Source organism: Sulfodiicoccus acidiphilus, from assembly GCF_003967175.1.
GTDB classification, from domain to species: domain Archaea; phylum Thermoproteota; class Thermoprotei_A; order Sulfolobales; family Sulfolobaceae; genus Sulfodiicoccus; species Sulfodiicoccus acidiphilus.
Genome location: NZ_AP018553.1, coordinates 2,075,684 through 2,090,912, shown reverse-complemented (window position 1 = coordinate 2,090,912; position 15,229 = coordinate 2,075,684). Strand labels below are relative to the sequence as shown.

The 15,229-nt window shown below is 51.9% G+C and carries 11 protein-coding genes and 1 pseudogene; 9 read left to right on the top strand and 3 right to left on the bottom strand.

Annotated features, from left to right (window positions below; genetic code table 11):
* Nucleotides 1-226 precede the first annotated feature (226 nt).
* Complete coding sequence (locus HS1genome_RS10515) at nt 227-1,615, bottom strand: purine-cytosine permease family protein (RefSeq protein ID WP_126451014.1); 1,389 nt, start codon at nt 1,613-1,615, stop codon at nt 227-229.
* Between the two features lie 158 nt (nt 1,616-1,773).
* On the opposite strand from HS1genome_RS10515, the gene HS1genome_RS10510 reads away from it, so the two are divergent.
* The 3 genes and pseudogenes from HS1genome_RS10510 to HS1genome_RS13240 all read left to right on the top strand — a co-directional run bounded on the left by HS1genome_RS10510 (nt 1,774) and on the right by HS1genome_RS13240 (nt 4,510).
* Entirely contained in the window at nt 1,774-2,643 is an 870-nt protein-coding gene (locus HS1genome_RS10510; RefSeq protein WP_126451013.1) for an amino acid kinase family protein, read from the top strand.
* A complete protein-coding gene (locus HS1genome_RS10505) occupies nt 2,640-3,968 on the top strand; it encodes an amidase (RefSeq protein WP_126451012.1) in 1,329 nt (442 codons plus the stop codon). Before HS1genome_RS10510 ends, HS1genome_RS10505 begins: the two co-directional genes overlap by 4 nt.
* A gap of 304 nt (nt 3,969-4,272) precedes the next feature.
* Nucleotides 4,273-4,510 (top strand): annotated as a pseudogene (locus tag HS1genome_RS13240) (hypothetical protein).
* A 410-nt stretch (nt 4,511-4,920) separates the two neighbouring features.
* On the opposite strand, the gene HS1genome_RS10490 reads toward HS1genome_RS13240, so the two are convergent.
* Entirely contained in the window at nt 4,921-5,784 is an 864-nt protein-coding gene (locus HS1genome_RS10490) for a cyclase family protein (protein WP_126451010.1), read from the bottom strand.
* A gap of 130 nt (nt 5,785-5,914) precedes the next feature.
* On the opposite strand from HS1genome_RS10490, the gene HS1genome_RS10485 reads away from it, so the two are divergent.
* The 6 genes from HS1genome_RS10485 to HS1genome_RS10460 all read left to right on the top strand — a co-directional run bounded on the left by HS1genome_RS10485 (nt 5,915) and on the right by HS1genome_RS10460 (nt 13,528).
* Nucleotides 5,915-6,757: a phosphotransferase family protein gene (locus HS1genome_RS10485; RefSeq protein ID WP_126451009.1), complete on the top strand. Its 843-nt coding sequence runs from the start codon at nt 5,915-5,917 to the stop codon at nt 6,755-6,757.
* A gap of 70 nt (nt 6,758-6,827) precedes the next feature.
* Nucleotides 6,828-8,459 carry an NCS1 family nucleobase:cation symporter-1 gene (locus HS1genome_RS10480; RefSeq protein WP_126451008.1) on the top strand — a complete coding sequence of 544 codons (1,632 nt, stop codon included), beginning with the start codon at nt 6,828-6,830 and terminating at the stop codon, nt 8,457-8,459.
* A 99-nt stretch (nt 8,460-8,558) separates the two neighbouring features.
* On the top strand, nt 8,559-10,883 hold the full coding sequence (locus HS1genome_RS10475; protein ID WP_158613813.1) for a xanthine dehydrogenase family protein molybdopterin-binding subunit: 2,325 nt from the start codon (nt 8,559-8,561) through the stop codon (nt 10,881-10,883).
* Between the two features lie 3 nt (nt 10,884-10,886).
* A complete protein-coding gene (locus HS1genome_RS10470; protein ID WP_126451006.1) occupies nt 10,887-11,699 on the top strand; it encodes an FAD binding domain-containing protein in 813 nt (270 codons plus the stop codon).
* Entirely contained in the window at nt 11,700-12,173 is a 474-nt protein-coding gene (locus tag HS1genome_RS10465) for a (2Fe-2S)-binding protein (RefSeq protein WP_126451005.1), read from the top strand.
* An 80-nt stretch (nt 12,174-12,253) separates the two neighbouring features.
* Entirely contained in the window at nt 12,254-13,528 is a 1,275-nt protein-coding gene (locus HS1genome_RS10460; RefSeq protein WP_126451004.1) for a cytosine deaminase, read from the top strand.
* Here HS1genome_RS10460 and HS1genome_RS10455 read toward each other — a convergent pair.
* Nucleotides 13,503-15,158 carry an NCS1 family nucleobase:cation symporter-1 gene (locus HS1genome_RS10455; protein WP_126451003.1) on the bottom strand — a complete coding sequence of 552 codons (1,656 nt, stop codon included), beginning with the start codon at nt 15,156-15,158 and terminating at the stop codon, nt 13,503-13,505. The two genes, HS1genome_RS10460 and HS1genome_RS10455, sit on opposite strands and share 26 nt — an antisense overlap.
* Nucleotides 15,159-15,229: the final 71 nt, after the last annotated feature.

Below are 15,229 nucleotides of genomic sequence, written 5' to 3'. Positions count from 1 at the left end.
CATTGTCAGTGAGGTTTCCAAATAAATATTTCAATGGTTGGGTAGATGGCGATCAATAATGCTGTTGCGACGTCCTTAATTTGAAAAGAGAACAGATTCTTCCTTCGGCCCTAACGAAAGTTAGCATACCCCATGTGGTGTCTAATCGAGATAGAACGAGCTTACTCTGTTTACATAGTCTACACTAGTCCAACAATGTAAAAAATAAATTGGGTTCTAACCTGCGCTAAGTGTCTCCCATCGGCAACCTCAGTAGAGCGTAGTAGAGGAGAGCTGCAACCAGGGACGCGAAAACCGGTTGAGGGAAGTAGTTAAACAGGGGACCGACAGGAATGGTCAGGGCTGAAAGCGCTATTCCCACAGCTGTGGCGATTACGGCCTTCACGTTGAAGTTGCCCCAGAATCCCTTAGGCACTCTGTAGAAGGCTTGAGCCGGTACCTTACCCCAGAGTCTAACGTACCAATCCACAATGACCACGAAGGTGTAGGGAAAGATTAGATCCGCCACTAAAAGGAGAAAGTTCTCCACATGCTGCAGTATTCCGGCTATTGCCAACGCTACCGCCAAGGCTCCGAGTATTCCTGTGGAGATCGGCTGGGCCCATTGCTCCTTCGTCTTATCTCTAAAGAACGGCTGGATCGCCGTCAGAAGGTCTGCCGTAGCTGGATACAAGTTCATAGCATTAGTGTGAATTATAGCCAGTGAAGCTCCTAAGGAAGCTACGAAAGCCACCAACAAAAGCACTCCGCTGGTGAGCGGGAAGTGGACAGCGGCCACGTTCCAGTTTCCCGCGTATGCCTGGGAGGCGTAACCGACTATACCCATGAGAAGAACAGGGACCATTATTCCTATCCCTGGAGCCACGGCGTAGAGGAACCTTGACACGCCCTTGGTCTTCTCCCAGGGAGTTGCGAACCTCGTGCTGGTTGATATCTTGTAGGTCCAAGACAATATGGAGAAAGAGAGAATTAGTGTGAGATCCAACCCCCAGTTGACGTTTGACGTCGGCGTAAGTAACTTCGACCAGTCGATGTGGTAGGACGTGAAGAGAAAGTACGTTAGGATCGCGTAGGAAATTACCAAAAGCGGGGCAGTGTACCTATAGAAGTACTCCAGCCACTTGAAGCCGTAAAGGACCAATACGACTTGTATTATACCCATTACAACATACCAGATCACTGGATTGGTGCCTGTAAGTGAGGCGAGAATTAGACCTCCCGTCGCGTCGTTTATCCCGAACCAACCTAAGTTGACCACAGTGTAGAAGAAGGACAGGGCGTTGGAAGTCCCGTACCCGTACGTCTTCCTAGACACCACCAGTGCGGGCACTGGGAACTGCCTTCCCATCTCCGAGAAGAGTGCAGCTGGAACTAGTCCTATTAGGAGCGATAACAGGACGATCGCTACGAAATTAGTTACTCCCACCCCATATAACAACAGGCCTGCCAATGGAGTCGTGGCGGAGGCACTCGCCATGGCCCAGAAGTTGAATATCTTCCCCGCCCCCGCAGTCCTCGCAGAGTCAGGTATCGGGTTTACTCCTATGACTTCAAGTCCCTGCTTATTGACTACCTCGGGCTCTTTCTGGCGTTCCTTCTCGACATCCTCCGTCACTAGCCTTCCACCTCTGTAGGGGGAAGCCCGACTTCGTCTAATACACACGCTTCTCCTTTGATCACTAGCCACTCTCAACTTAACTACTATATAAACTTTCTTTCCTCCTTTTAAGGAGAGCGAGCAACTTATTATCCCCTTAGTCAGTGAGGGTTGCCATGCTCACTGTTATAGCCTTAGGAGGGAACGCTTTCTCCACAGGAGGTTTACCGTTGGAGCAAGAGGCTGTAGCTGCTGCAGCATCCGACGTAGCTGACCTACTTGAGTTGGGTAGAGTGGTAGTAACTCACGGTAACGGTCCACAAGTGGGGGAGGTAATCTCCTCGGCTAAGTTCATGACTCTAGATCAGGCAGTTGGATGTACCCAGGGGTGGATGGGCTCGGCATTGGCGGAGGCCCTCAGGCTAGAGATGTCTAGGAGGAAACTCCCAGACAGGACTGTGGTAATCGTAACTCGGGTCCTTGTGGATACGTCTAAAGCTTGGCTCAAGCCTATAGGGCCGAGGTTGTCTAAAGAGGAGGTCGAGGAGTTCACGGCCAAGGGAGTGACCTTGGTGAGGGATCCACGTGGAGGTGTGAGGAGGGCCGTTCCATCCCCGGAGCCACTGGCAGTAGTTGAGGCCGAAGCTATCCGTTCTCTGGTCAAGGAAGGATTTCTCGTGGTGTGTTGTGGTGGAGGGGGAGTCCCCACAACTGAGGAAGGAAGTGTAGAGGCAGTTGTGGATAAGGACTTGGCCAGTCAGGTCTTGGCTAACTCGTTGCAGGCAGATAACCTCATCATACTCACAGACGCCGACTACGTCTACGTAGACTTCGGAACTCCCAACCAGAGGCCCCTCAGGAGGATGAGCCTCCAGGAGGCAGAGGTCCTGCTCTCTCAAGGGCAATTCGGTGAAGGTTCGATGGCCCCGAAGGTGGAAGCAGCAGTTAGGTTCCTGAGGGGAGGCGGGAAGAGGGCCTTCATTGGAAGGCTTGGAAAAGGAAGGGAAATAGTCAAAGGAGAGTCTGGAACAGAGGTGGTGAAGTGAAGTTCCCTCTCGAACTTGAGACGACAAAACCCAAACCGGTCCTACTCCTTAAGGAAGACGAAGTGAGGAGAGGCGTCTCTAAACCAATAGAGGAGGCCTCTAGGGCATTGGATAGTGCGAGGAGGGAGAACAACACCTTCAACGACTATATCACCATTAATGACGCCGCAGTGGAGGACGCCACAGCCTTAGAAAGGGAGCTCAAGAGTGGAGCAGCCCCACCCTTAGCTGGTTTACCTATCTCAGTGAAGGATATGATCCTCACTCGTGGCCTGAGGACCACCATGGGTTCCTCTCTCTTCAAGGACTTCGTACCATCCTACGACGCCGAGGTGGTGTCTAGATTGAGGGAGGCAGGAGCACTTATAGTTGGTAAGACCAACCTTCATGAGTTCGCTTCCGGTGTGACCAACTTAAGCTCGGTCGTTGGACCTGCCAGAAACCCTCGCGACCCAGCCAGAATAACTGGAGGGTCAAGCGGTGGCTCGGCTGCGTCAGTTGCCCTAGGCTCCGCGATAGCCTCTCTTGGTACCGACACCTCCGGTTCCGTGAGAATTCCCGCGGCCCTCTGCGGCGTTGTGGGTTACAAGCCAACATATGACCTCCTGAGCAGGGACGGTGTGTTCCCGCTCGCATGGAGCTTAGACCACGTGGGTCTGTTAGCTAAGACAGTACCCGACGTCGCCTACGTCGCTAATGTACTTGAGGGCAGAACAGGGAGGATTGACGTAGAGTGGGCAGTGAGGGGGATTGAACCGGAGGATTTGAACTTAGCTTACCTCGACGTTGATATCGGGTTCTACCAAAACGTGGTAACCCAGTTAGGCTCTCGAGGCGTACGCATCACCAAGGTAGCTCTCGATTTGGAAAAGTGGAACTCGCTACAAAGGGTTGTGAGGCTAGTGGAGGCGGCTTCGGTTCATAGGGGGTGGTTCTCGTCCAACCCAGAGGCCTACTCTCCGGACGTCGCGGCTCTCTTGAAGGAGGGCCTCTCTTTCAGGGCCGTGGATTACGTGGACTCCCTTAGAGCTAGGAGAGAGGTGATGGATGAGTTCCTTAGGGAGACGAGGGGTTTCCACGCTCTCCTCACTCCCACCATTTCAGTTGTGGCGCCGAGTGTGAACGAAGTTGAAGGAAGGGAACTGCAATTTAGGACGGTGGCGACCAAGTATGTGAGTTTCGCAAACTACCTGGGAGTACCAGCGATCTCGGTCCCTGCAGGCTCACTAGACGGACTTCCAGTCGCAGTCCAGTTGGTAGGGAGACCCTACGAGGACTCGGTAGTTCTAGCGGCCGCCAGGACTTTGGAGACCCTTTTAAGTTAGGGAGAGCTAAACTGCCCTCAAAGCAAGAGATGTTTTAACCTAACTGCGGCTGGGGGCGAAAGTCCCCTCCCTCCTTAGGGACGGACGGCCCTCATAGAAACGTCTTTATGGCGTCTTGGGGGAACTGTAGTCTAAACCTCGGCCGAAAGAGCTGGTTACCCTAAGTTACAAAGTCGGGGGTTGAGGGGGCGGAAAGCCTCGCCCTTCACGGCGGGGACGGACAGCCCCCTCATATTTATACTTCTTTGTGAAATTTCTCTTAGTGGTACTAACGACGCTCCTCCCCAGCTCGATCTAAGGTTTAATGGGACTGAGGGAGGAGCGAGCAGCGGCTTCAATTTCCTTTAAGGGACTAGACGTAATGGGTGAAAGTCCCCTCCTCTTCAAATGGGAGTGGATCTCTGATCCACTCGACTGCCCACCAAACGAGGGATGTAAACCCGAACCGATGGCGGGAACGACGAGCCCTCTGGGAGGGAACCATCGCCCTTCAGGGCGGGGAGGAAGTCAGAGAGGGAACTCGACGGAGGCTAACATCGTAACACCTCTCGTACTACTTACGGGATCGTTCATCGGCAACTCGGCCACGAAAAGGCGTCTCTACGGGACTCGCAGCGAGGACGCCGTCGCGAGGGCAGGGTAATTCATTGAGCAAATAAAAACCGTAGTTTTCTCACCTTACTCCTACCGCCCTTCTTGATCGAACTTCATTCCCAAGTTTTCTCTGAATTTTTCACACCGAATCACATCGATCCTCTAGCTCATGGTATAGAAAGTCGAGGGTCTCACAGAGGGGAGCAAAGCTCCGCCCTTCTAGGAGAGGAAGGCCAGTATTGCTCCAAAAACACCCTATGCCCACCAGTCTCACGAGCGTTATGAAGGTACAAACTTTACGCATCACTCTAATATAGATGAAAGAAAAGGGTTATTAACTTTATTAAGGAATTTTCCCTTAATTCTCACCACATACAGCTAAGAGCCTTACGAAGGCAGATTCTCCTCCCAGGAACTTGAAGGGAGCCCCAACTATTAGGCATCTCCTGTTCTTCACCTGCGATATTTCTCCCCCTGCGTTTTCCACGTGGACTATCCCGTATTTGAAGGGAAGTATGTGCATCACTTGATAGTTTTCAGGCCAAGGCATGAGTTGGTCTATCTTCTTACCGTGGACCTTCTCGAACTCTTCCACTATGTCAGGCCTGACCTTCCTTATCACTGTATTAAGGGGATGATCCTGGGAGGTTGCGTCTACGGCGAGCCACTTGAACCTAGACTTTATCACCCACTTCGCGAACTCCACTGTGGGACCAGGGTGTTTCAACATGTACCTTATGGAGTCTGCCTCAGGCTGATACCACGCGTATTTATGGTATCCCGTGTGTATTATGAGAATGTCACCAGGCTTTAACTCTAAGTTGTGCTCCTTTGCCTTCTTCTGTACCATCTCACTAGAGTATATCCCTAGGTCTCCTACTTCCTCGCTCAGATCCACTATCACTCCTTCCCCTATCCAATGCTCTATGGGGACCGACCCTATATCTGGTCCACTCGGAACGAAGTGTAGAGGGCCATCCATGTGGGTCCCTATGTGAAGAGGAGTCATTATATACTGGGCTTGCACGTTGTTCTCTGTCATGGTCTTTATCCATTTGAACTCGAAGGGTGGGTACGTTGGGAAGGGCGGGGTGAGGTTGCTCAAAGGTTGTGAGAGATCATACACCTTGACCCCTGACCATTTGGCCGCCTTTGACCAATCGAAGGTTGGCTTGTTCTGAGAGTATTTCTTCCATTCATCTAGCCAACTTGGTTCCGTCATTTTTCCTCAAGAGGATGTGTATTGAGAAGGTATAAAACTTGAGCTGCTCTAAGGACGCGATAAACAAATTGTTAAAGACCCTATCAATATAAGGACTAAAAGCCAGGTCACAATAGTAGATGAGTAAAATATGGAAGAAGCCATACAGAATATCAAAGGTGCGGCCCCGTGGCTGGAGATAAAAACAGTGAGGGCTCTAATAGGAGGTTGGGATAATCGTGTGTTTGAAGTGAATGGAAGCTACGTTGTTAAAATTCCGCGCATACCCAACGGGAAGTTGAGGAAAGAAGCGTGCGTTATGCGCGAGCTGTACGAGGTAGGGATTGCCCCGAGACCGGTGCTCTACTCCAGCGAACCTGAAGTACTAATATATGAGAAGGTCGACGGTGTAACGGCTGCAGAGTTAAGTGACTTAAAGGCGATGAGGGAACACAGCGACGAGGTGGCATCAGTTCTAGAGTTGGTGCACTCTTCTCAGGTAAACTGTGACATACCGCGATACGATTCCCAGTCGTGGCGAGGCTGGATCAAGCAAACTTACAGTACCTTAATAAGTCGGGCTTCCTCTGTCTTAGATCCTAAAGTGACTGTCTGCGTAACCGACGTTCTCCACCGCTTTCTAGTAGATCGAAGTAACTTCGAGTTCAATGCCAAGTTCATTCACGGAGACATCGATCCACGCAACTTGATCGTGAACCAGATGGGAAACTTGTTAGCGCTCATAGATTGGGGGGAGGCCATGATCGGAGATCCGGCACTCGACTACGCCGGAACTTTCTTCGATCGAGTTCTTGGAGAAGCCGTTCTCAAAACTCAACGTGAGGAACCGCCTTCCGAGATGCTCAAGAGGGTGATGTTTTACGTCACTACAGTACCACTGTACAAGGTGGTCTATGGCCTCGAAATGAACGACTTCCCCATGGTTGAACAGGGAGTGACTGAACTCTCTAAAGCACTCGAGGGGTTTAATTGAACGGAGTTCAGTTGTCAGCCCTCTTTCCCAAAAATATAAATTTCAGTGTTGTTTAAGGTTAAACCGCCTTATGACGGAAAAAGAAAGGCAGGCGGAAGTAGTAGACCGCGTGGCCGTGACAGTCTACGATAGGAAGAGAGGTCAGGTTGAACTAACAAAGGAGTATCCAGAGGAGCCTTACCTCTGGAACAAGGACTTCCACCCAACACCGATTACAATGAGGAAGTGGGGGTCTTGGACCTACTTGGCCATATGGTTCGGCATGGTAACAATAGTTCCAACGTGGACTCTCAGCGGAGTCGGACTAGACTTCGGGCTCAACTGGTGGCAGTCCATACTACTGATGTTCTTAGGTAACCTGATCGTACTCGTGCCTATGTTGATTCAGTCCCACGGAGGAGCTAAGTACGGCATGTCAGAACCCCAGCTTACGAGGACTAGGTGGGGAGTTTATGGTGCTCAGTTCCCCTCGTGGATAAGAGCAATAATATCCATGGGTTGGTGGGGAATAGAATCTTACATAATCACAGAAGCAGCAGTGGCCATGTACCTGGTGAGTACGAACCAGATACCCAAACTACTGGCCGGCAACACGTACAGCCTATCTGTCGCTTATCCCCAAATATTCTGGCCAACGTTCATAGCGGTCGTCTTGATTCAGCTTCTGCTGTTCTACGTGTCCCCTCCCTTCAAGGGACAGCCCGCGCTCAAGTGGTTAGCACGTGCGGCCGCACCCATAGTTCTCGCTGGGTTCGTGCTCCTCTTCACTTACACCATGAACTCAGCTCACTGGAACTTCGCCCCCATAACTCAGATACCTGACAAGGCAGTGGGCTTCGGATTCTGGCTGGCAGTCTTCGGTTTCCTCAATGCCAACGTGGCTTACTGGGCCACCATGGCCCTATCAATGCCCGACTTCACCAGGTTCGCGAAGTCCCAGTTCGCTCAGACTACAGGACAAATCCCGATGCCGTTAATGATGGCGGCCATAGGTGCACTGGGGATAATGGCCACCGGCGCTACAATGGTGCTGGGCCTGGGACATGGCGCTGGAATAGCTGACCCAGTCATACTGGCGGCCGCGATCCTCCCCAAGGCGGCAGCATACTTCGTCCTCTTCGTCTTCATGTTAGCGACCTTCGTGGTTAACGTATTCGCCAACAGTGTGGCACCCGGGTACGACATAGCCAACACCTACTCCAAGTACCTGACTTGGTTCAGGGGAATATTGATAGGAGTCCTCATAAGCATGGCCCTCGGGGCGTGGGCCTTCTACTCCGGAGGGGCCTATTCCTATATTTACAACTGGCTCTTGGCTTACGGTGCTCTTCTGGGGGCGGTTGAGGGAGTGATCGTGTTCGACTACGCGGTGATCAGGCGCTTCAAGTTCGAGCCCACTGACGTCTTCCTAAAGAACGGCAGGTTCAGATATTGGCGGGGTGTGAACCCTGCAGCTTTCATAAGCTTCGCTGTGGGTACGGTAGTCACCTATCTCTCGTACTGGGGTTGGGTTGTGAATCCTGTGACTGAGATGCTTTACGCAAACTCGTGGATCTCGGCGTTCCTCATCACTGGAGTGCTCTATATCATCCTGATGAAATTCTGGGTCATCCCGAAGTACCAACCTTGGCTACGGGGAGGGCTCCTCAAGGGATATACGGACGATGAAATAGAAAGGATATTCGGGGAACGACGCTCCTAGGCCACTGGCTAACGCTACCTTTTTTTTAATTTTTGGACTCTTCGTTGCTTCCTTACCATGCCAAAAGGTATAAATATAACTTTCATTAGGAGAGGTATTATGAGGGATATAGAGAGAGTAGACGCTCTCGACAAGGTTAATGCCAAAGCCCTGTACGTTTACGATCTGAAGTTGCCAGGTATGCTCTGGGCAAAATTAGTGAGGAGTACAGTACCCCACGCATTGATAAAGAGGATAGAAGCTGAGAAGACCCTTTCGGTTCCTGGCGTGGTGGCAGTAGTCACTGGAAGGGAGATAGCCCACGTCAGAGCTGGCATATACATACAGGACAGGACACCCTTGGCCTACGAGAAAGTGAGGTATTTAGGGGAGCCCGTTGCTGCAGTATTAGCTAAGGATCAGAGGAGCGCTGAGGAGGCGGCAGAACTTGTCGAGGTAGAGTACGAGGAGCTTCCAGCCGTTTTCAACCCCCTTGAGGCACTTAGGAGTGAAGCTCCTTTAGTACACGAAAAACTTCAAGAATACCATAGATACCCCGAAATAAAACCCTTACCCAACTCCAACGTAGCTAACGTATTCAGGCTGAGGAAGGGAGACGCCGAGGCCGCCCTCTCGAAGAGTTACGTAGTGGTGGAGGACTCTTACAGCGAGGCAATGATTAGTCACGTTTACATGGAGCCCATGGCCGTCATAGCTCAGTGGCTTCCAGATGGAACGCTCGACGTATGGACGAGTGCCCAGTCACCTTTCGCCGTGAGGAACCTCCTCTCCAAGGCATTGGAACTCCCTGAGAGCAAGGTCGTGGTTCACGTCCCCTACGTGGGTGGAGGGTTTGGTGGGAAGGCTGGATTACATATGGAGCTATTGGTGGCCCTACTCTCCAAGGCAGTGGGAGGCAGGCCAGTTAAGCTCGTCCTTAGCAGGGAAGAGAACTTCTACGTCGCTCCGAGCAAGGTAGGTGTGACTGCGAGGGCGCAGCTTGGAGTGAACAAGGAAGGTAAGATGACGGCCTTGAAGGTCAGTTACGTTGTCGACGCCGGTGCTTACGCGGACTACGCTGTAAACGTAGGTAAGACTATGGGGTACATAGGGGCTGGACCTTACGACGTCCCCAACGTGTGGGTGGACTCAACCACAGTCTACACTAACAAGCCATTCGCTACAGCCTTCAGGGGATTCGGCATCCTCGAAGCCCACTGGGTAGTCGAGAGGCAAATAGAGGCAGCTGCAAGGAAGCTGGGAATAGATCCAGTGGAGTTCAGGTTCATGAATAGACTGAGGCCGGGTTCAACCACTTCCACGGGCCAGCGAATCTCTGAGTCTAGCGGAGATCTCGGAAGGTGCTTACAAACCGCGGCAGAACTCGTGGGCTGGGGAAAACCGAAGGTAAGGTCAGATCCATACATTTACAAGGGAAGGGGGGTAGCCATGGCAATGAAGGGACCGTCCGTACCTCCCTACAATAGCGCACAGGCCTACCTGAAATTCAACGAGGATGGTACAATAGACGTGAGCGTCGGGACCACCGAGATAGGACAAGGCACCATGACCTCAATAGTTCAGTTGGTAGCTGACGAGTTCGGTGTTCCCCCCAGCAAGGTCAGGATAGACCTCTTCAAGGACACGAGCAGGTCGGCCTACACTTGGCAGACCGTGGGAAGCAGGAGCCTCTTCTACGATGGTAACGCTGTCTTAGCTGCGGTCGACGACGCTAAGGCACAGATCCGTAGGACCGCAGCCAAGGTACTCAACGCCGAAGAAAGCGAGATAGTTATATCTGAAGGAAAGGTTAAAGTTAGGGGAGACGGGTCTCGCTCGTTAGACCTGAAGGACGTCGCAATGGGATACGTTACCCCCACTGGGAACGTGATAGGATCTCCCATTGTGGGAAGGGGTTCCTTCGTTGTCCCAGACCTGACCTACCTCGATTCCGTGGGGCAGGGTTCACCTTTCCCAGTGATAACCTTCGGCGCACAGGCTGTTGAGGTGGAGGTGGACGTACTCACCGGAGAGGTCAAGGTGGAAAAGTACGTCGGCGTGTTCGACCTAGGAAAGGTGATCAACAAGAAGTTGGCCATGGATCAGTTGGTCGGGGGGGCAGTGATGGCCATAAGCCTGACGCTCTACGAGGCCTTGAAGTTCGACGAGGGCGGGGCCCTCCTGAACCCCAACCTAGTGGACTACAAGGTGGCAAAGGTTACTGACGTTAACGATAGATTGGTAGGTGTGTTTCTTGAGAATCCCCAACCTAACGGCCCCAAGGGCGCCAGAGGAATCGGAGAGAACGCCTTATTAGGTATACCGGCCGCAGTGGGGAACGCGATCTACGACGCCATTGGTGTGAGTGTGAGGGAGATCCCCATTACGGCAGAGAGGCTCTGGCGGGAAATAAGGTCTCAAAGGCCAGAACTCCAACAGGTGTGAGAAGTGCTGCCTAGGTTCAAGCTACTGATACCCAAAACCTTAGAGGAAGCTGTCCAGGAATTGTCTGGGGGAGAAGCCACGGTAGTGGCGGGGGGTACTAGGGTACTGCTCATGACCTACATGCACGTTATGAGACCGGAAGTCCTCCTTTCCATAAGGAGGCTCGGACTCGATTTCATACAATTCAAGGGAGACCGGATAGAGGTGGGAGCTAACGTTACCTTGTCACAACTCGTTGGCCACGATGAAGTGAGAGGTAAGTTCCCCCTACTTCACGCATCCGCGTCCCAGGTGGCAGATCCATCGATCAGGAACAAGGCGACAGTGGTGGGTAACGTAGTGAACGCAGTACCTTACTCGTCTTTAGTTCCGGCGTTCCTCCTCATGGAAGGAGAGGCCACTATTCGAGGTCCCAAAGGCCAGAGGGTGGTGCGCGCAGTGGACTTCTTCAAGGGTCCTCTAGAGACAGCTCAGGGGCAGGACGAATTGGTGACCTCGCTCTCCTTCAAGAAGTTAGAGGGAAGAGGTTCCTTCACGGAGTTCAGGAACGACAGTGAGTTGCCCGTCATGAATGTGGCAGTTTGGAAGTTTCCCAACGGTAGGGTCTCCGTCGCCTTCACGGGCCTCACTCCTGTGCCTACGTTGATGGAACTCGGGACATTGGGCGACGACTTCAGGACGTGTTTCAGGGAGGTTAGGACACAACTCCAAGATAAGTTCTCGGACCAAGCCATGGACGACCTCAGGGCAGGGGCGGAGTATAGGCTCCACCTGGCTTCTGTTCTTACAGCGAGAATGTTGACGGAGGTGTCCTAAGTGAGGACCTCATTCAAGTTGAACGGGTCTCAGGTTCATGTGGAAGTAGAGGACAACGAAACTCTCCTTGAGACCCTCAGGGAGAGGCTCGAGACGCCCTCCCCCAAGGGGGCCTGTACTCAAGGTGTGTGTGGTCTCTGTACGGTGTTAATTAATGGACAACCCATTAAATCCTGTCTAGTACTCACAGGGGAGCTTGAGGGAGACGAGGTCATTACCTTAGAGGGGTTGGAGAGGGACGAGTTGATGAAGGTTATCAAGGAAAGCTTCGTCTCCAACAACGGGTTTCAGTGTGGGTTCTGTACGTCAGCGTTCCTTCTCAGGTCCTACTCCCTTCTGAGAAATGTCAGACCTAAGAACAGGGACGAGATAAGGGCAGGACTAGCCGGGGTATTGTGCAGGTGTACAGGCTACAAGTCCATAGTGGACTCGGTGGAGGAGGCCGCCTCTAAGGTTAAAGGGGATAACGAGTGAGTTAGAGTGAAGTTAATTCTAGAAAAGGGTAATCTCCTCGGATTTGAATCCTTATTTAATCGATCATAGGTGTTTGAGGTATGAAACTGGACTTAGTAATTAAGGATTGTACGTTGCCTGGATTAAACGGCAGATATGACGTGGGAGTCAGAGAGGGAGTAATTCAGGAAATTGGTAGGGAGCTCTCTGGGGAGGTGGAGTATAGAGCTGATGGTAGACTACTCGTCCCTGGAATGGGAGATATGCATGTCCACCTCGATTCCGCCTTGACCCTGGGAAAGCCGAGGTTCAACCAGAGCGGAACCCTCCTGGAGGGCATAGAAATATGGGGCGAATACAAGAGGACTATGACGAAGGAGGACGTGAAGAGACGAGCGATAAGAGCGGTGGAGTGGATGTTAGTTCAGGGCGTCACCATGATCAGGACCCACGCCGACGTCACAGATCATAGCCTTACAGGTTTGAGGGCCCTGCTGGAGCTTAAGGAGGAATTAAAGGGATTCGTCGACCTCCAAGTTACCGCCTTTCCTCAGGACGGAATATTAACGGATAAGGTCAACGTAGAGCTCCTAGAGAAAGCAGTGGAGATGGGAGCAGACAACGTAGGTATGATACCTCATAACGAGATGACTCGGGAGGACGGGGTTAGATCGATCTCTATAGCGTTTGAATTGGCGCAGAAGTACGATCGTGGAGTAGATGGACACGTGGACGAGACGGACGATCCAAACTCTAGATTTCTAGAGGTGGTGGCGGCAGAGACGATAAGGAGGAGAATGACAGGAAAGGTGTCAGCTGGCCACGTAACTGCCATGCACTCCTATAACGGGGCATATGCGGACAAACTGATCAGGTTGCTCAGGAGAGCCGGGGTGAACGTAGTCGTCAACCCAGCCGTAAACCTCCACCTACAGGGCAGGTATGATACGTACCCGAAGAGGAGGGGATTGGCGAGGGTGAGGGAATTGTTAGCTGCTGGCGTTAACGTGGCCCTAGGTAACGATTGCGTTATGGACCCTTGGTACCCGCTGGGGAGAGGTGACATACTGCAGTCCCTATTCCTAGCAATGCATGGAGCCCACTTGACGTCCTATCAGGACGTCGTTGGCGCTCTCGGTCTAGTCACATATAATGCCGCAAAGGTGTTCGGACTCAAAAAATATGGAATTGAAAAAGGAAATCCAGCCGATCTAGTCCTGTTTGATGCACGCCATCCCCTTGAGGTAGTCAGGGACCAGCCGACCAGGATGTTGGTGGTCAAAGGGGGAAAGGTGGTAGCTAGGGGTGAACCCGAGAGGTACGAGCTCTTGGCTCCCGAGAGGAAGGAAATCAGTTTTTCTCCCTCTTTCCCCTGAAGATCTCCTCGGTCTCCTTCGATGTATACCCCTTCAGGGGACTTCCCCGTAGCCAAGGTTGGTACCTCGGTATAACCCAGAACACCATTAATGCCGTATATATCAATCCAGACAGAAGGATGGCGGATATCCAAGAGTCTTGAAATACCCAGCTCTGGCCGGGGTAGAGGGAAGATATGGAAGTGGGGAGGTAAGAGTTGGGTGGGAACACCAGAATCATGGAGATCACGAAAGCTATCACTGCAGCTGGGTTAACTCCTTTGAAGTACCTGAACCTGCCCTTGGAGTAGAAAATATCGAAGAGCTCGAACTTGAACCTTCTGAGGAGAGCGTAGTCGAACACTATTATTCCCTCCACCCCTCCCAATAGGGCACCGTAGGTTAGCAACCAGTTCTCTACGTAACTGAAGGCATTGAAGTAGTATGTCCACGATTGGAGTGCCCCAGCGACTAGCACGACTATCACAACTCCAGCAAACCAGCTCAACTTCTTCGGGTATATGTTGCTGAAGTCGTACGCAGGTCCAACCGTGTCCGCGTATATATTGACTACAACCACTCCCAGCAGGAGAAGGAAGAGGGCAGTAATCGCTAAAGCCGGGTTGGATATCGAGAGCGCAGACAATACTATTGGATCCCATATGGGAGTCTTGAAGACGACGTAGGAGGCCCCAGTTGTCACGAGGCCGAACGCCCCTATGGCGGTCATGAGAAGTGGTAGGGGCAACTGTCCGGCAGTTTGGGCGAACTGAGTCTTCGCGAACCTGGTGTAGTCAGGCATTGAGAGAGCCATGGTGGCCCAGAAAGCCACATTGGCGTTTATCAGCCCTATCAGGGCGTACCAGAAGGCTGATCCAGAGACTGTAGTGGGAATATCGAGTATGGGCTGCCAGTGCCAGCTGGCCATGGACATGACGTTGAAGAATAGTATGAAGAAACCCGCGAAGCTCACGAAGGGAACTGTCCAGCTAACCACTTTGAGAACTTTCTGTCCAGTCCTGGGAGGGGAGACATAGAGTATGGCGAGCCTGGCTGCTATTGTTAGGAGAAACACTCCCCAGAACAAATCCGGGTTTATTGTAGCTATCAGAAAAGGTAAGTCAGCTGGATTCTGGGACACTAGCTTCAAGAGCAATCCTGTACCATGTGTGAGTACTAGGTACATAGCCCCTATGGCCTCCGATATTATCCAGGTGTCTATTCCCCACCAACCTGCACCTATTATGCCTCTAAGAAGAGAAGGGATCCAGTTTCCGTATATTCCCCATCTACTTCTAGTTAATGGCGTCTCGGGTATCCCATACCTCGCTCCTCCGTGGCTTTGTATTATCATAGGAACGAGGACGATGAGGTTCCCGGCAGCTACAGACACGAGGCTCCAGAACCAATTGAGACCGAAAGAGTAACCTATAGACACGAGGGCCCAGGACTCCACCTCCATGGCCATTCCGAACCATATGGCGAAGAAAGTCCACGACCCCCACGTTCTGTGTTTGACTGGAGTTGGGTGGACGTCCTCGTTCCACAGGTACTTCTCTTCTGGGAACTTCCTTTCGAGCTCCAAGTAACCCTTGTCCGGGTAGAACTTGGTTGCTTCAACTCTTTCTGAGGTTTCTCTTTCCTCAGTCATCCCTTTATTCTAAACGGAGTTCGAATTTAAGTTCATTTCCTCATAATGGTAAGCATAGGGTGAGGCTTAAA